This window comes from Nocardia sp. NPDC006982 (assembly GCF_042869435.1).
GTDB lineage: Bacteria > Actinomycetota > Actinomycetes > Mycobacteriales > Mycobacteriaceae > Nocardia.
This window is the reverse complement of sequence record NZ_JBIAFV010000009.1, coordinates 78,501-94,900: the sequence shown is the minus strand read 5'-3', so window position 1 is coordinate 94,900 and position 16,400 is coordinate 78,501. Positions and strand designations below refer to the sequence as shown.

At 64.1% G+C, this 16,400-nt stretch carries 13 protein-coding genes; 5 read left to right on the top strand and 8 right to left on the bottom strand.

Annotated features, from left to right (window positions below):
- Positions 1–5 precede the first annotated feature (5 nt).
- From ACFYOW_RS30990 to ACFYOW_RS30980, 3 genes are all read right to left on the bottom strand, one after another.
- Positions 6–1,256, bottom strand: coding sequence for a lipase family alpha/beta hydrolase (locus tag ACFYOW_RS30990; protein WP_387293616.1), 1,251 nt, complete (start codon positions 1,254–1,256; stop codon positions 6–8).
- Between the two features lie 49 nt (positions 1,257–1,305).
- Positions 1,306–2,313: an SMP-30/gluconolactonase/LRE family protein gene (locus ACFYOW_RS30985; protein WP_387293615.1), complete on the bottom strand. Its 1,008-nt coding sequence runs from the start codon at positions 2,311–2,313 to the stop codon at positions 1,306–1,308.
- Between the two features lie 297 nt (positions 2,314–2,610).
- Positions 2,611–3,543 carry an RNA polymerase sigma-70 factor gene (locus ACFYOW_RS30980; RefSeq protein WP_387293811.1) on the bottom strand — a complete coding sequence of 311 codons (933 nt, stop codon included), beginning with the start codon at positions 3,541–3,543 and terminating at the stop codon, positions 2,611–2,613.
- A 169-nt stretch (positions 3,544–3,712) separates the two neighbouring features.
- Here ACFYOW_RS30980 and ACFYOW_RS30975 point away from each other — a divergent pair, with 169 nt between their 5' ends.
- Complete coding sequence (locus ACFYOW_RS30975; RefSeq protein ID WP_387293614.1) at positions 3,713–4,198, top strand: carboxymuconolactone decarboxylase family protein; 486 nt, start codon at positions 3,713–3,715, stop codon at positions 4,196–4,198.
- A gap of 309 nt (positions 4,199–4,507) precedes the next feature.
- Here ACFYOW_RS30975 and ACFYOW_RS30970 read toward each other — a convergent pair whose 3' ends face one another.
- From ACFYOW_RS30970 to ACFYOW_RS30960, 3 genes are all read right to left on the bottom strand, one after another.
- A complete protein-coding gene (locus ACFYOW_RS30970) occupies positions 4,508–5,224 on the bottom strand; it encodes a metal-dependent hydrolase (RefSeq protein ID WP_387293613.1) in 717 nt (238 codons plus the stop codon).
- A 44-nt stretch (positions 5,225–5,268) separates the two neighbouring features.
- Positions 5,269–5,592 (bottom strand): DUF4913 domain-containing protein, encoded by a 324-nt coding sequence (locus ACFYOW_RS30965; protein WP_245721097.1) that lies wholly within the window; start codon positions 5,590–5,592, stop codon positions 5,269–5,271.
- 121 nt (positions 5,593–5,713) lie between these two features.
- Positions 5,714–7,972, bottom strand: a complete 2,259-nt coding sequence (locus ACFYOW_RS30960; RefSeq protein WP_387293612.1) for a serine/threonine-protein kinase — start codon at positions 7,970–7,972, stop codon at positions 5,714–5,716.
- Between the two features lie 155 nt (positions 7,973–8,127).
- Here ACFYOW_RS30960 and ACFYOW_RS30955 point away from each other — a divergent pair, with 155 nt between their 5' ends.
- Positions 8,128–8,679, top strand: a complete 552-nt coding sequence (locus tag ACFYOW_RS30955) for an isochorismatase family protein (protein WP_387293611.1) — start codon at positions 8,128–8,130, stop codon at positions 8,677–8,679.
- A gap of 81 nt (positions 8,680–8,760) precedes the next feature.
- On the opposite strand, the gene katG is transcribed toward ACFYOW_RS30955, so the two are convergent.
- Both katG and ACFYOW_RS30945 read right to left on the bottom strand, forming a co-directional pair.
- The gene (gene katG / locus ACFYOW_RS30950; protein WP_387293610.1) at positions 8,761–10,995 is read right to left on the bottom strand and encodes a catalase/peroxidase HPI; all 2,235 of its coding nucleotides are present in this window, start codon (positions 10,993–10,995) and stop codon (positions 8,761–8,763) included.
- Positions 10,996–11,034: 39 nt separating this feature from the next.
- Positions 11,035–11,451 (bottom strand): Fur family transcriptional regulator, encoded by a 417-nt coding sequence (locus ACFYOW_RS30945; protein WP_387293809.1) that lies wholly within the window; start codon positions 11,449–11,451, stop codon positions 11,035–11,037.
- A gap of 633 nt (positions 11,452–12,084) precedes the next feature.
- Here ACFYOW_RS30945 and ACFYOW_RS30940 point away from each other — a divergent pair.
- The 3 genes from ACFYOW_RS30940 (at position 12,085) to ACFYOW_RS30930 (ending at position 16,117) form a co-directional block, all read left to right on the top strand.
- Positions 12,085–12,717 carry a YitT family protein gene (locus tag ACFYOW_RS30940; RefSeq protein WP_387293609.1) on the top strand — a complete coding sequence of 211 codons (633 nt, stop codon included), beginning with the start codon at positions 12,085–12,087 and terminating at the stop codon, positions 12,715–12,717.
- 225 nt (positions 12,718–12,942) lie between these two features.
- The gene (locus ACFYOW_RS30935; RefSeq protein ID WP_387293608.1) at positions 12,943–14,418 is read left to right on the top strand and encodes a flavin-containing monooxygenase; all 1,476 of its coding nucleotides are present in this window, start codon (positions 12,943–12,945) and stop codon (positions 14,416–14,418) included.
- A gap of 4 nt (positions 14,419–14,422) precedes the next feature.
- On the top strand, positions 14,423–16,117 hold the full coding sequence (locus ACFYOW_RS30930; RefSeq protein WP_387293607.1) for a GMC oxidoreductase: 1,695 nt from the start codon (positions 14,423–14,425) through the stop codon (positions 16,115–16,117).
- Positions 16,118–16,400: the final 283 nt, after the last annotated feature.

The following is a 16,400-nucleotide window of genomic DNA, read 5'->3' as shown; positions in this document are numbered from 1 at the left end:
GCTGATCAACCACAGCGCACAGACATCTGACGCGCATCGGCGCCCAGCCAGCGGAGCAGCGCGTCGTAAACGGCGTCGTGGTTGAGCAGGGTGAAGTGGTTGGCTCCGGGGAGATGCAGACCGTTGGCATCATCGAAACCGATGCGGCGGGCCCGATTTCGGCCGGAGCCGCTGGCCGGCAGGACCAAGCCGTCGCCGATGATCCGGCCGAGCGGATGGCGCGGGCTGCGGGTTACCGAGGCGGTGACGAAGTAGTGGTCGGCGCAATCGAGTAGCGGTATCTCGCGAATGACTCTGCGGCGCAAGGCGTCCACGTCCATGTCATGCCAATCCTCATCGACGAGCGAACCCTGGCGCAGGTCGCGAATGCCCGCGCTGCGGCGGCGCAACAGCCGACCGAAAGGGCGGGTCTCGGGTATTTTCACCAATGCGGCGGAGGCGGAGTGGACGAGCTGCTCCAACGGTGCACCCAAATGCGGTGATCCGAGACAGACGATCTGCCGCACCCGGCGCACCCACGGCAGGTCGGCCTGATCGGCGTCGTAGCAGGCGCCCCGCGCGATCAGGCCGCCCATCGAATGTCCGACGAGTGCGATCTGCTCGACCTGCACCGGCCAGTTCTCGACCAGCCGCTGCAGCATCCCGTTCAGCAGACGGGCGTTCTCCGAGATGTGCAGCCCGCTGTTGTATCGAACCATCAGCGCCGTGCAGTCGAGATCGGCTTCGAGCCGCTCGGCATAGCTGGGCCGCCCGCCGAGCCGCCAAGCGTGTTCGGTCTCCACCAGACCGTGCAGAAAAACCACGATGCGCGGGCGCGGATTCGACACCACATCGCCGACCCACCCCGGCGCGACCGGTTCCCCATTGATTCGAAATGTCATCGGCCCGGCCAGAATCGGCAGCTCATCCTCGAGGCTGTCGCCGATCAAACCCTGCAATGCCGCCAGGAACCCGGACCCGTAGACCGTGCGTGAGGGCACCGGTGCTCCGGGTACGTCCACAGTGCGCTCCGCCAGCGCTCCCGCAGCTACTGCGGTGCCGCCGACCAGCCGATACACCCCATCGGTAATCGCATCGTGCACCACCTTGACCGGTTGCGCCGCCGGTCCGACACCCAATCGCACCGCCGCGAACACCCGGTCCGAGATGGCTCGATGCACCGCGGCGATCCCCTCGATCGCACCACCCAGTTCATCGCCTGCCAACCGCGCCAGCGCCTGCATCTCCGCCTGTCGTTGCCGCTCGGGCTCACTCATTCATTGAGTGTACAACTGTTCACTGAGATTTTCGTGTCGAAGCGGCGGCCTAGGACGACGGTATTTGGCTGACTCCGACCGCCGTTTCGGTGAGACTGCCGAGGTAGAGAGTGCCGTCGTCTTCGACAACTCCGGTGACCATCGCGTAGTCAGTGCCCTCGGCCTGTAGGTCGTGCACGACCTTGCCGTCGAAGTCGACGGCCATCACCCAGACGGTGCGCGGCGGTTTGGGCTGTACCCATTCCGGTAGCGCCCAGACGATCCGGCGCAGAATGCCGGGCAGGGGAAGTAGGCGGTCCAGCAATGGATTTCGTGGTGACGGCAGGGTGATCCAAACCAGGCCGTCGCTGCCGAGAGCCATATTGTCCGGGAAGCCGGGCAGGTTCTCGATCAGCCGGTCGTAGGTGCCCGCCTTCGGCCCGGTGAGCCAGTAGCGAGTCACCCGGTAGGCGCCGGTCTCCGCAACGAGCACCGTGGAGCCGTCGGGGGAGAGCACCACGCCATTGGCGAATTGCAGCCCGTCGATGAGGGTTTCGAGCTTGCCGGACGGATCGAGTCGGAACAGGCGGCCGGTGCCGGAATGCTCCAGCAGGTCGCCCATCCATTCGTTCAGCGGATAACGACGCGACGACGAGGAAAAGTAGATGGTGCCGTCCGCAGCGCGAACCACATTGCTGGCGAAGGGGAGTGGTTCGCCGTCGACCTCGTCCACGAGTACCTCGATCTCGCCCGCGCTGTCCAGCCGCAGCAGGCCGCGATGGAAATCGCAGATCAGCAGCGACCCATCGGCATCGGCATGCATACCGAGCGGACGGCCGCCGGTATTCGCCAGCAGGCTTACCGTGCCGTCCGCGGGTTCGATGCTGTAGACCGAACCGTCATCGACTCCCGCAATGATTCGCCCCTCGGCGGTGCGCACCACATCCTCGGGTGCCGCACCGGGCAGTTCGAATCGCTTGATCCGGGGAAGTGGTGTGGCACTATGCGTTTCGCGAGCCCGGGGTGGGGCGGGCGGTGGTGTCCAGCGCTGCGGCTGCATTGTCGATCCGGCGACCATGGCTCACCTTATCCCGGTGCCGACGACCAGTCGCCGAGAACCGACCCCAGCTACATATATGGTCATACGTAGATATGCGCATCTAACCATGTATGCTCAACCTTCGAGTAGAGCGGCAACAACATCGTCCGGCTTCGCCGAACGCAGCACAGAAGGACGGGGGTCGGCTCTCTCTCGAATAGGCGAGTCGGAGTAGAGGCGAAGGGCATACCGATACCGAGTGGTGGCGCATGCACGGGGGAGTGGGAGGGGTGGGCTCGACACCGTGGTGTCGGGAGTAGATGCTTCCCCGGCGCGTCAGCGGTGCAGGGCGGTCTCGTGCTGCAAACGCGACAGTTTCTGGGGATTGCGCACCGAGTAGATCCCGGTAATGAGGCCGTCGTCGATGCGTGCCGCTATCACGGCGTCGATCTCGCCGTCGAGTCGCAGGATCAGTGCCGGGTGGCCGTTGACGAGGGCAGGTTGTGCCGACCTCGCGGTGAGGTTACCGAGCGCGGCGGAAAGCAAGCCGGCTACCGCATCGGCCCCGACGATGGGCATCAGCGCGGCCTGGGCGAGTCCGCCGCCGTCGCCGAGGAAGACGACATCCGGTGCGAGAATGTCGAGCAGGCTCTGGAGTTCGCCGGTTTCGACGGCTCGCTGGAATGCCGCGAGTGCGTCTCGGGTTTCGGCGGCGGAGACCACCTCGCGTGGGCGGCGCGCGGCGACGTGTGATCGGGCCCGGTACGCGAGCTGGCGGACCGCGGCCAGGCTCTTGTCGACCGCTTCGGCGATCTCGTCGTACTCCAGATCGAATACTTCGCGCAGCACGAATACTGCCCGCTCGACGGGCGTGAGGGTCTCCAATACCAACAGCATCGCCATAGAGACGCTGTCGGCCAGCTCGATGTCCTCGGCGACGTCGGGTGCGGTCAGCAGCGGCTCGGGCAGCCAGGGGCCGATGTAGGACTCTTTGCGGCGTCCGAGCGTGCGTAGCCGGTCGAGCGACTGACGGGTGGCGATTCGGACCAGGTACGCGCGTTGATCCTGCACCGTGTCGAGATCCACGCCTGCCCAGCGCAGCCAGGTTTCCTGCAGCACGTCTTCGGCGTCGGCGGCCGAGCCGAGCATTTCGTAGGCGACGGTGAACAGCAAGTTGCGGTGCGCGACGAATGCTTTCGTCGCGGGGTCCGGACGGTCGCCGTTGCTCTCGCCTTGGTCGGCGGGCGTGGTCTGCGATATGCCGGGCACGGGCGGCTCCTCTTCACTCTCGAGTGCGTCACCCATCAGACGTCCGATCCTGCCGTTTCATAACAGCGGGGCAGTGGTGGTGTGCGTCACATCGAAGCGCTGTTATGTGAATCGGGGCGCCGCCGTCTCATGGTCGTTCGAATCAACACCACGAGTGAGGACCTAAGTCATGGAACCCCGTTTCAACCTGAACGACAACGAGCTCGGCGCCAAGATCGGTAAGCGATTCGCCAACACGAGTCTGGCGATCATGCAGTCGTCGCTGCCGAAGTCCACGGTGGAGCTGGTGGAGTTGCGCGCCAGCCAGATCAACGGCTGCGGTTACTGCGTCGACGCCCACGCCAAAGAGCTGGCGGCCGCCGGCGAACCCGCGGTTCGGATCAACCTCGTTGCGGCATGGCGCGAGGCCACCGTGTTCAGCGAGGCCGAGCAGGCCGCGCTGGCGTTCGCGGAGGAGGGCACCCGACTCGCCGACGCGAATCACGGTGTGTCCGACGAGACCTGGGCTCAGGTGCGTAAGCACTACGACGACGACCAGCTCGCCGCGCTGGTCTACCTGGTCGCCATGATCAACGCCTCCAACCGGCTCCTGGTGATTACACAAACCAAGGGCGGCTCGTACGTGCCCGGCACATTCGAGAGCGTGGCGAACTGATCCGTACGCGGATCCCGGCCCAGGATCGTTCGGGCCGGGATCCGCGGATGGGGAAGCGCTTGGACGTGCAGCAGCGCCCCCAAGGATGACGCGGCGGGGACTGAGATCGGTTCACGAGCAACGTATCCGGTGGAACTGCGATCTTCAGTGCGCTTTATTACATCTGACTATATAGATATGCGTATTGAACTATATATCTCACCAACTCGCACTCACCAAATCCACACAAACTCAAAAGACCGCACAGACCAGGGGAACCTCTAGTCGCTGCGCCCGCCGAAGCATCATCGGCGGGCGCAGCGACTGGTCCTAGGGATTGACCGAGAAGACGTGCCAGAGGACAGCAAGTGTGGCCAGCGTGAAAAGCGGTGACAGAATCCAGGTTTCGACCTTGTTCCCGGTCCGTTCGATCACCGGCACGCAGGTACGCAGCGGGAACGGCCAGAACAGTCGGCATCCCTTATCGGTGAGGCAGTCACCGGCGAGGTGGGCCAGCGCCCCGAGTCCGACGGCGAAGGGTAACCACGCCGGTTTATCGGTGATCCAGTGATCCATCGTGAACGTCCCTGCCGCGGCGAGGATTATGACCGTGCCCCATGCCTCGATGCCTTCGCCGGAGGGGCACAGATGCAGTGCCCGCACCGCAAGTGCGAGCAGGAAGAACACCAAACCGAGTGTGAAATATCTTCCGAGCCAATGCTCACCCGCCCAGGTCCCGTAGGCGACGGCGATGACGAAGGCGAACGAGTGTGTGGCGTGCCGATGTCCACCGGAGATCCAGGAAATCAAGCGGCACAGGTGATAGGAGATGGGGCCGAGCACATGCGCGATGGTGCCGTTCGGATGGTCCGCATCGGGCAGCAGCGCGGCCCCCGCCGTCAGGAAGGTACCGAGCAACACCTCGACGGCACCGAGATGCGCGTCGCCAGTTGGCAATACCGGATAGACCAACGCCGAGATGGGCAGCGTGGCCGCTGCTACCGACCAGGCGAAAGCGCCGCTGGTCGCATGTGAATGTCCTAGCACTACATGAAGGTTAGTTGACCACAACCCATTTCAAACAAACGAGACTAACCAGCCGGTGAAAACGTATCGGGGGGAGGGGATTTCACCGAAAGCGGCCAGACGCGATCGGTGTGCCCATTGTGCATGGAACAGCCGGCGAACGGTCCGTTGGGGTCGAACAGTACGTTCATATGACTGTCGGCATGGTCCAGAAACCACAGCGACAGGCCCAATTCGGCGTTGAGCCGATAGAGCTCCCAGGATTGCCAGAGCGCCTCCAGCCGCGCCACAGCCTCGGTGTGCCGCCACCATTCTGGGCACCAGGCCAGACCGTTGTCGGCCACTTTGCGCCGATAGACCTGGGCCAGGTAGTTCTCGACGAACTCCACGACCGATCCATAGACCTGTGTCCGCTGCTCTTTCATGGCGCCCCCGAGGACAGTGGCATTCCAAACAGCTTCGAGAGTAGTCACGAAATCTGCTGAGGTCCTTTGGGAAACCTTGAAACAGCTATGCGGAGCGCCGCGAGCGCGGATTCACAATGCGATCGAGGGCGTGCAGATCCGATTCCAGTGCGTAGAACACACGCAGTGCGCCGACGAATGCGAAAAGGCTGACCACGCACAGGATCACGATGGGACCGATTACTGTCTGCTGCTGTGCCGCATCCAGGTAGACCAGACCACCTGCCACTCCGATGAGCGGTACGGAGGCAGCGATGCCGAGATAGATCCGGCTGCGTCGGGCGAGTCGCCGCAATCGGATGGCGTCATCGGGGGAGGTCTGTGCGGTGCCGAGCAACCCCGGATAGTACCAGCGCAGTACGAAGAAGGTGATCGGGAAGTAGGAGTACACCACCGCGACCGCGGCCGCGACCAGATGGGAGGCGATGAGGTTGATGGTGAATCCGGTGGACAGGTCCGCGGTGTAATGCAGCTGGGTCAGGAAGATCACCAGCGATAACGCCCATCCGGCAAAGCCGACCACCGCGATGCGGTCGCCGCATGCGAGCGTATCGGCGCGCGCTCGCGCGAGGGTCTGCTCGTCGAAATGCTTACCGCGCCGCAGTCCGTCGGGAACCAGGAAGACCAGACGGCACCAATACAGCAGCGCGAGAATACCGACCGGGTAGCCGATCGCGCTGAGTAGTGTTGCGAGGCGTTGGAGTTGGGCGCTGGCGTCGGCGGTGAGTTGCGCGTCGAGCAGGCGCGTGTTGTGCGCGGAAAGATAGAGCGCGCCGAGGAATTGCCCCAACATGCTGGCCAGCGTCACCACCGGCATCGGCCGCATCCGCAGTTTGGCGCGGATACTGCGCGCCGGCGGGTCGACGAGATCGCGGGCGGTGCGGTCCAGGGTGAGATCGAGCTGGCTGGCGAGTTCGGCGCCGGTGGCGAAGCGGTCTGCGGGATCGGGGGACAGGCAGGTGAGCAGGGCATGCTGCAGCACCGGTGGGCAGTCCGGCGGGATATCGGCGGCGAAGCGGTTGGGGACCGGCCGGCGACGCAGTTCGATCATCCGTTCCAGTGAGGTATCGGATTCGCCTGCACTGCGTTCGTCGTCGAAGGGGAGTCGGCCGGTGAGCAGTTCCCACAGCACGACCGCGAGTGCGTACAGGTCGCTGCGCGTGTCGAGGTCGGCGGCGGTGGTGGACATGGTCGGATGGCAGGCCTCGAGCTGCTCGGGGGACATGTAGGCCAGTGAGCCGCCGAAGTAGGCGGCAGGGCTGGCGCCGGGGATGTGGCGGCTGAAGCTGATATTGAAGTCGGCGAGTTTGGGTTGCCCGTCGACCGTGAGCAGTACGTTGGCGGGTTTGATATCGCGGTGCAGCACCCCGGCGTGGTTTGCGTAGTCCAATGCGGAGGCGAGTCGACTGCCCAGCCACGCAACGGTTTCCGGCCAGCTCAGCCGTGCGACCTCGGTGCGGGCGGGAGATGGTTGTGGTTCCAGCACCCCGCCGCTGGCGGCCGCCTGGTCGACGGCGTCGAGCAGTAGTCGACCGGTCTTGGCTTCGACGCCGGTGCGGCGCAGCAGCCGCAGTACGCCGAGCAGGGTGCCGCCCGGCACGTACTGCATGTACATCAATTTCAAGTGCTGATCGGCGATCTGGCGTTGATCGAAGACCCGCACGATGTTCTCGTGATCGAGCCGGGCCAGCGTCTGGCCCTCACTGCCACGGTCATGGGAGATCTTGACCGCGACGAGCCGCTGCATCGAACGCTGCCGCGCCAGGAAGACCCGGCCGAACGCGCCCTGCCCGAGCAGGATCAACATATCGAAATCGTCAACGGTCGCACCGGGTTTGATGGAGTCGAGCGTCGCGAGCGCGGCCGGATCGGTCAGGACGGTGGTGCGGAAGTGATCGCCGTCGAGGCGGTCGGCGATCCGCGCCATCTGCTGCGAATACCGCTGCTCGTATTCGGTGAGATCCAGATCGCGATCGAACTGGCGGCGCGCGGTGATCTCCTCGTAGATCAGATCCGGAGGCAGTGGGGCGGTGTGGAGCTCGGGAAATTCGGTCAGGTACTCGTCCAGGCGCTTTTCGGCTTTTTTGCGGATCGACCGGTGATGCAGATCCACCTTGATCAACTCGATCAGCGCCGAGCGCCGCAGTGCGGTTTCGGTGGGCAGATGCGGGGTCAGCTCGGGTGGTTCGCCCGCGGCCTCCCACTCACCCGCGAAATCGGCGATCGCCCTGGCCAATACGGCCTGAGCAGCCATCGCGCGATCCCCACCGTGCTCCGGTGGTACCGCGCCGAGCTGGAAGTTCATCGTCGGCTCACTCGATCAAAGTTGGTGTCCCGGACAGAACCGAGAATATTCGATTATCGTCGTCGGCTGCTGATGTTCGCCACCTGTGGGGCTGGCCGGGTCGCTGGGTTCGTAGTTGAGTTGGGGTACGCGTAGCTCGACTAGCAGGAGGAGATATGACCACGCTGTCGGATCGACCCAACACCGCCTTGATGGTGATCGACGTGCAGAACGGTGTTGTGGCCGAGGCATTTCAGCGAGCCGCTGTCGTGGCGAATATCGGCACGCTCGTCGAGAAGGCCCGCGAGGACGGTGTTCTGATCATCTGGGTGCAGCACTCGAGCGAGGAACTCGTGCCGGGGACCGTGGCGTGGGAATACGTTCCGGAGTTGGTGCGTGCGGAGTCGGAATCGTTGGTGCACAAGGAGTTCGGTGATTCATTCGAGGACACCGAGCTGGCGGAGATACTGGCGGAGGCCAGGGTGGGACATCTCGTTGTGACCGGTGCGGAGACCGATGCCTGCATCCGATCCACCATCCATGGTGCTTTCGTCCGCGGCTACGACGTGACGCTGGTCAGTGACGGGCATACGACATTCGACAAGAGCCGATGGGGTGCGCCATCGCCGGAGCAGGTCATCGCCCACACGAACCTGTACTGGCGGTATCAGACGGCGCCGTCGCGCACAGCGGCCGTCGTCGCGGCGAAGGAAGTGACCTTTGGATGAAGACACCCCCGCGAACTATGGGAGTTCACGGGGGTGTCGTACGAGGACTACCGCCCTTATCGGTCGGTCAGTCCTCCTTCATCACACCAGGTCGAACCGGTCCAGGTTCGACACCTTGACCCACGCGGCGATGAAGTCGTTGACGAACTTCTCCTTCGAGTCGTCGGTCGCGTAGACCTCGGCGAGAGCGCGCAGTTGCGAGTTCGACCCGAAGACCAGGTCGGCGCGGCTGCCGGTCCACTTGACCGCACCGGTGGCGCGGTCCTTGCCCTCGTAGGTTCCGTCATCGGCGGCCGACGGCTCCCACTTCGTGCCCATATCGAGCAGGTTCACGAAGAAGTCGTTGGTCAACGATCCCGGGTTCTCGGTGAATACGCCCAGCGGCGACTGCTTGTGGTTCGCGCCGAGGACGCGCAGACCACCGATGAGGACGGTCAGCTCGGGAGCGCTGAGGGTGAGCAGGTTCGCCCGGTCGATCAGCAGGTACTCGGCGGGGAGCCGGTTACCCTTGCCGAGGTAGTTGCGGAAACCGTCCGCGCTGGGCTCGAGCGCGGAGAAGGACTCCACATCGGTCTGCTCCTGGGTGGCGTCGGTGCGACCCGGGGTGAACGGCACCTCGACGTCGTAGCCGGCGGCCTTGGCTGCCTGCTCGACCGCCGCGGCGCCGCCGAGCACGACGAGGTCGGCGAAGGACACCCGGGTGTTGCCGGTCTGGGCGGAGTTGAAGGACTCCTGGATGCCCTCGAGCACGCGCACCACCTGGGCGAGTTCGTCGGGCTCGTTGACCTCCCAGCCGGCCTGCGGCTGCAGGCGGATGCGTCCGCCGTTGGCGCCACCGCGCTTGTCACTGCCGCGGAACGACGCTGCCGCCGCCCACGTGGTCGAAACAAGCTGTGCGACAGTCAGACCCGAAGCCAGGATCTGGCTCTTGAGTGCGGCGATATCGGCAGCCCCGATGAGGTCGTGCGATACCGCGGGGACCGGATCCTGCCAGATCAGTGTCTCCTTCGGGACCAGCGGTCCGAGGTAGCGGACGACCGGACCCATATCGCGGTGGGTGAGCTTGTACCAGGCCTTGGCGAACTCGTCGGTGAGCTCCTCGGGGTGCTCGAGCCAGCGACGGGTGATCTGCTCGTAGATCGGGTCGAGCCGCATCGAGAGGTCCGTCGTCAGCATGACCGGGGTGTGGGACTTCGACGGGTCGTGGGCATCGACCACGGTGCCGGCGCCCGCGCCGTCCTTGGGGATCCACTGGTTCGCACCGGCGGGGCTCTTGGTCAGCTCCCACTCGTACCCGTACAGGGTCTCGAGGAAGCTGTTGTCCCACTTGGTCGGGGTGGGTGTCCAGGTGCCCTCCAGGCCGGAGGTGATCGCGTCCTTGCCGACACCGGTGCCGAAGGCGCTCTTCCAACCCAGGCCCTGCTCCTCGAGCGGGGCGGCCTCAGGCTCGGGACCGACGAGCTCGGCATCGCCGGCGCCGTGGGTCTTGCCGAAGGTGTGGCCACCCACGATCAGGGCCGCCGTCTCGATATCGTTCATGGCCATGCGGCGGAACGTCTCACGGATGTCGACAGCCGCGGCGAGCGGATCCGGATTGCCGTTGGGGCCTTCCGGGTTCACGTAGATCAGGCCCATCTGGACTGCGGCCAAGGGGTTTTCGAGATCACGGGCGCCGGTGTAGCGATCGTCGCCGAGCCAGGTCTGCTCGGGACCCCAGTACACGTCCTCTTCGGGCTCCCACTGGTCGACGCGGCCGCCGCCGAACCCGAAGGTCGGGAAGCCCATGTCTTCCAGTGCCACATTGCCCGCGTAGACGATCAGGTCGGCCCAGGACAGTTTGCGGCCGTACTTCTGCTTGACCGGCCACAGCAGACGACGCGCCTTGTCGAGGCTGGCGTTGTCGGGCCAGCTGTTGAGCGGGGCGAAGCGCTGCATTCCGGCGCCGGCTCCACCGCGGCCGTCGTTGATCCGGTAGGTGCCCGCGGCATGCCAGGCCATCCGGATGAAGAACGGTCCGTAGTGACCGAAGTCGGCGGGCCACCACTCCTGCGAGGTGGTCATGATCTCGACGATGTCCTGCTTCACCGCAGCCAGATCGAGGGTTTTGAATTCCGCGGCGTAGTCGAAGTCCGCGCCCATGGGGTTGGCTACGGCCGGGTTCTTCTGCAGGATCTTGAGATTGAGCTGGTTCGGCCACCATTCACGGTTGCTGCTTCCGCCCTCGGCTGGGGACTTGAGGCGACCGGACGTAACGGGGCAACCACCGGCGGCGGGTTCCGTATTGGCCTCTCCGATGGGCGGATGTTCCTCAGGCACGGCAATTCCTTTCGGGGGAGTGAGTGAATCGGGCTGTGATCACTGGTGTGATCCGGACATTTGCGCTGCCGAGCAGTCGGGGCACAGGCCCCAATAGATGACCTCGGCCTCATCGAGTACGAATCCGTTGTCGTGTGATGCGGTCAGGCAGGGCGCGTCACCGACGGCGCAGTCGACATCGGCGATGACGCCGCACGAGCGGCACACCACATGGTGATGGTTATCGCCGACTCGCGTTTCGTAGCGCGCCACGGATCCCATTGGTTGGATGCGCCGTAGCAGACCGGCGGCCGTCAATGCGCGCAACACGTCGTACACCGCCTGATGGGATACCGCACCGAGCGTCGCGCGCACATGACCGAGGATCGAGTCCGTATCGGAGTGCGGATGCTCGTGCACAGCAGTCAGCACGGCAACCCGCGGCGCCGTCACGCGCAGCGACACCCCGCGCAACATACGCTCGAATTCCGAATTCGTGGACACATTCAAGAGTATGACTCATTCAAGTCTCCACGGGAGGGTTTTCCGAAATCTCGAGACGATCCCACAACTTCCGCTCGTCTCCGGACCTGTCGCACCTGATGAACCCACAATCCGCTGCCGGTCCGAGGTCGTGGTTATTGGGAGGGGAGCGGCGGATGAACTGTGAGCGGCGATCGTCACGGCGTTTACCTGACATAATGTTGATTATCGGCGTTACAACGGAGGGGCTGGAAGTGGGCGGTTCGTGTTGTATGACGTTGGCATGTATAGGATTTCGGGACTCTGCCTGCTGAGCGGCTGGCCGGCTACCGGCGATCCTGCGCGCGGAACGCGTGCTGCGGATGCGTGGTGTCCCCTTGTTGTCCATTCTGTTGATGTAAATATTCCGGTTGATCCTGGATTTCGACGGAAGAACGTCGGAGCCGCTCGAAAGCCTTGGATCTCGACCGGCTCCCCTCGTCTCTCGCGGCAACCCTAAATCGTCACAGTGACGATTTAGGGTGTTGTGGGGGCCGGGCCTGTCGGGCTGCATTGGCTTTTCGTTGTGAGGCCAGTGGTTGATGATTGGATCTGTTTTGCGAGTCCAGTTGGCGGCAGGCTGGGGTGATGTTGGTTCGGCGGCTGGTGGCGCTTTATGTCGGGTTGTGGTTGTACGGGTTTTCGATGGCGGTGATGATTCGGGCCGGGCTCGGGTTGGACCCGTGGGATGTGTTTCATCAAGGGGTGGCCGCGCATGTGCCGATCAGCTTCGGGGCGGTGACGGCGCTGACTGGAGTCGCGGTGTTGTTGGCGTGGATTCCGTTGCGGCAGTGGCCGGGTCTCGGCACGGTGAGCAATGTCGTGGTGATCGGTGTGTCGGTCGATGTCGGGTTGTGGATGTTGCCGGACTGGGGTGTTCTGCCGGTACAGGTCGGCGCGATGGGTGCCGCAGTGGTTTTGAATGCGGTGGCAACCGTGCTGTATATCGGGGCGGGTATGGGTCCCGGGCCGCGGGATGGACTGATGACTGGACTGGTGCGCCGGACCGGTTGGTCGGTGCGATTGGTGCGTACCGGGATCGAGGTGTCGGTATTGACGACCGGCTGGCTATTGGGTGGCAGCGTCGGCATCGGCACGGTGGTCTATGCGTTCGGAATCGGTCCGCTGATTCAGGTCTTGATTCCGTTCGCGAATCGGTATTTGCCGGGATTTCATGTGGATCGGAAGGCTGAGCCCGAGGTTGTCCCGGTGGTGCCTTGATCGCAGTCGGTCGAATCAGTGCGGCCGCCTCGACGTCAGCAGCGGTGTCCGAATTGCCCTGGGTGGCAAGAAGTTACCGCTGAACCTCTCCCCTTTGTCCCTTCCCGCTACCCCACCGTAAATCGTCACTGTGACGAATGAAGCACCACTCGATGGCCGAAAATGTTGATTTCCTGGCCGCAGCCCTCTCTCGGCAACTGTGTCACCGTTCATACAGTTGTCGACATGACTAGCACTCCGTCCGTGCTCATCGTCGGCGCCGGATTCGGCGGCCTCGCGGCCGCGCTGGAGCTAAAGCGCCGCGGCCACGACGCGTTCACCATTATCGATAAGGCCGACGGGCTCGGCGGTGTCTGGCGGGACAATACGTATCCCGGCGCCGCCTGTGACGCACCATCGGATCTGTACTCGTTCTCCTTCGCCCCGAATGCGCACTGGCCGAAGCGCTTCGCCGAACAGCCCGACATCCTCGCCTACATGCACGATGTCGCGCGCCGCTACGACCTCGACAAGCACATGCGTTTCGGTGTCGAGGTCGACTCGGCGGACTTCGATGCCGACCGTGGCATCTGGCAGGTGCGCACGACCGCGGGTGAGCTGCTCGAGGCCGATGTCTTCGTGCCCGCGGTGGGTCAGTTGTCGCGTCCGGTGTGGCCGAATATTGCGGGCATGGATTCGTTCACCGGGGATGCGTTCCATTCGGCGCGCTGGGACCACGATATCGAGCTGTCCGGTAAGCGGGTCGCGATTATCGGCACCGGTGCGAGTGCGATTCAGATCATTCCGGCGATTCAGCCGAAGGTCGGGCAGTTGACGGTGTTCCAGCGGTCGGCGCCGTGGATCATTCCGAAGATCGAAAGCTATTACGTGCCACCGAAACTCAATGCGCTGGACAAGCTGTCGATCGTGACGAAGTTCCCGCTGATCCAGCGCGCGGAGCGGTTCGGCTGGTATTCGTTCTACGAGTTGGTGACCTCGGGGCTGGAGGGCAACGGCCGCATCGCCGATGTGATCTCCGGGTGGGCGGACCGGCATCGGGCCTCGCAGATCTCCGATCCGGAACTGCTGGCGAAGATGACGCCGGATTACGAGGCGGGCTGTAAGCGCGGGCTGATGGCGAGCAACTATTACCCGGCGGTGGCGCAGCCGAATGTGCACGTGGAGACCTCGCATATCGCCGAGATCACGCCGACCGGTGTGCGCACCGAGGACGGCACGCTGTACGAGGTCGATGTGATCGTGTACTGCACCGGATTCAAGGCCACGGAGTTCTTGGCGCCCATGACGATTCGCGGGATCGGTGGCAAGGAGCTGCGCGAGGTGTGGTCGGGCGGTGCGCGGGCCTACAAGGGCCTCACCGTGCCGCATTTCCCGAATATGTTCATCATGTACGGGCCGAATACCAACCTCGGTGCCGGTTCGATCATCTACATGCACGAGCGGCAGGCGCGCTATCTGCGCCAAGCGGTGGAGCATCTGCGCGAGGTCGGTGGTTATCTGTCGGTGAAGCCGGAGGTTGAGGCGCGGTTCGACGAGGAGATCCAGGGGCGGCTCGAACATACGGTGTGGACCAAGTGCACCAGCTGGTACCGGGAGGCCAGCGGTCGGGTGACGGCGAACTGGCCGGGCCGGATGAGTGAATACGACAAGCGGACGCATTTCGATGTCCGCGACTACGAGCTGGTTCGGACCGGAAGGTAATCCCATGACGCACTATGACGTACTGGTGATCGGTTCCGGTTTCGGTGGCAGTGTCAGCGCGCTGCGGTTGACCGAGAAGGGCTATCGGGTCGGTGTCCTGGAGTCGGGGCGGCGCTTCGCCGATGACGAATTCGCTGAGAACTCCTGGCATCTGCGCGAATATCTGTGGGCGCCGAAATTGGGCTGCTTCGGTATTCAGCGGATGACGCTGCTGAACGACACCTTCATCATGAGCGGTTCGGGTGTCGGTGGCGGTTCGCTGGTTTACGCGAACACGCTGTACGAGGCGCCGGATACTTTCTACGGCGATAAGCAGTGGGCGCATATCACCGATTGGAAGTCCGAGCTGGCGCCGCATTACGACCAAGCCAAGCGCATGCTGGGGGTGACGACCAATCCGGCGACTACGCCGTCGGATCGGGTGCTGCGGGAGGTCGCCGAGGATATGGGTATCGGCGATACTTACCGTCGCACACCGGTCGGAGTGTTGTTCGCGGATAAGGAGACTCGGCCCGGGGCTGCGGTCGCGGATCCGTTCTTCGGTGGTATCGGACCCGAGCGGCACTCGTGTACGCACTGTGGTGAGTGCATGACCGGGTGTCGGCACGGCGCGAAGAACACCCTTGTGAAGAACTATCTGTATCTGGCGGAGCAGGCGGGCGCGACCGTGCATCCGTTGACGACCGCGGTGTCGGTGCGGCCACTGTCCGGTGGCGGGTATGCGGTCGATACCGTGCGCACCGGGCGCTGGGTTCGCAAGACGAAGCAGACCTTCACCGCCGATCAGGTGGTGTTCTCCGCGGCCGCGCTGGGTACCCAGCAGCTGCTGCACAATCTGCGGGATCGTGGTGTGCTGCCGAATATTTCGCTGCGCCTGGGTCATCTGGCGCGCACGAATTCCGAGGCGGTGCTGGCGGCGCGAACACGCGATAAGGATTCGGATTTCACCAAGGGTGTCGCTATCACCTCCTCGATCCATCCGAACGCCTACACCCATGTGGAGCCGGTGCGTTACGGCAAGGGCAGCAATTTCATGGGTCTGTTGACGACGGTGCTGGTCGACGGGCAGGAGGGTAAGCGTCGCTGGGTGCTCGGTCTGCGGGAGATGCTGCGGTATCGGCGGGATCTGCTGCGCATGCACAATCCGGCGCACTGGTCCGAACGGATGATCGGGCTGCTGGTCATGCAGAACGTGGACAATTCGATCATCACCTATAACAAGCGCGGTCTGTTCGGTAAGCGGATGACCACCAAACCCGGTGCGGGACAAGCGCCTCCGGCGTGGATTCCGGAGGGCAACGAGGTCACCCGGCGGGTCGCCGAGAAGATCAACGGCATTCCGCAGGGCTCCTGGACCGAGATGGCCAATATCCCGATCACCGGCCACTTCATCGGTGGATGTGCGATCGGCGACTCCCCCGATACCGGCGTGGTCGACCCGTATCAGCGGCTCTACGGCTACGAGGGTCTGCACATCGTGGACGGTTCGACGATCTCGGCGAATCTCGGGGTGAACCCGTCGCTGACCATCACCGCGCAGGCCGAGCGCGCGATGTCGTTGTGGCCGAACAAGGGTGAACAGGATCAGCGTCCGCGGCTGGGTGCGCCGTATCGGCGGATCGATGCGATCGCGCCGAAGAATCCGGTGGTGCCGGAGTCGGCGCCGGGCGCGCTTCGGTTGCCGATTACTCCGGTCTGACGCCTTTGGGTCACGTTGGCGCATGAATCCGAAGAGATGGCCTGCGATGTGGCGCGACGCCGGATCGAGGGCGGGCAGCAGCGTGTCCTCGAGGAGTTCGGCGAGTGCTGCCAGCAGCTCGGCGGCCGAGAGGTGGTATTGCATCGTTACGAATTCGGTTCGTGCATAACAACTTCCGACGCCTGATCGAGGCCGTTCGCCCATCGCGTACCGGGCTGAAGCCGGGCCCGGCGGCGCGGAGGAAGACTATCGCTGTTTCTTTCGCCGTGTCACCGGTGCGTGT

What these genes read in the sequence shown, in the direction of transcription:
- ACFYOW_RS30975 (WP_387293614.1), top strand. Translation starts at nt 3,713, where the DNA reads ATGGAACCCCGTTTCAACCTGAACGACAACGAGCTCGGCGCCAAGATC.
- ACFYOW_RS30935 (WP_387293608.1), top strand. Translation starts at nt 12,943, where the DNA reads ATGACTAGCACTCCGTCCGTGCTCATCGTCGGCGCCGGATTCGGCGGC.
- ACFYOW_RS30985 (WP_387293615.1), bottom strand. Translation starts at nt 2,313, where the DNA reads ATGGTCGCCGGATCGACAATGCAGCCGCAGCGCTGGACACCACCGCCC.
- ACFYOW_RS30940 (WP_387293609.1), top strand. Translation starts at nt 12,085, where the DNA reads ATGTTGGTTCGGCGGCTGGTGGCGCTTTATGTCGGGTTGTGGTTGTAC.
- ACFYOW_RS30960 (WP_387293612.1), bottom strand. Translation starts at nt 7,972, where the DNA reads ATGAACTTCCAGCTCGGCGCGGTACCACCGGAGCACGGTGGGGATCGC.
- ACFYOW_RS30945 (WP_387293809.1), bottom strand. Translation starts at nt 11,451, where the DNA reads ATGTTGCGCGGGGTGTCGCTGCGCGTGACGGCGCCGCGGGTTGCCGTG.
- ACFYOW_RS30930 (WP_387293607.1), top strand. Translation starts at nt 14,423, where the DNA reads ATGACGCACTATGACGTACTGGTGATCGGTTCCGGTTTCGGTGGCAGT.
- ACFYOW_RS30955 (WP_387293611.1), top strand. Translation starts at nt 8,128, where the DNA reads ATGACCACGCTGTCGGATCGACCCAACACCGCCTTGATGGTGATCGAC.
- ACFYOW_RS30990 (WP_387293616.1), bottom strand. Translation starts at nt 1,256, where the DNA reads ATGAGTGAGCCCGAGCGGCAACGACAGGCGGAGATGCAGGCGCTGGCG.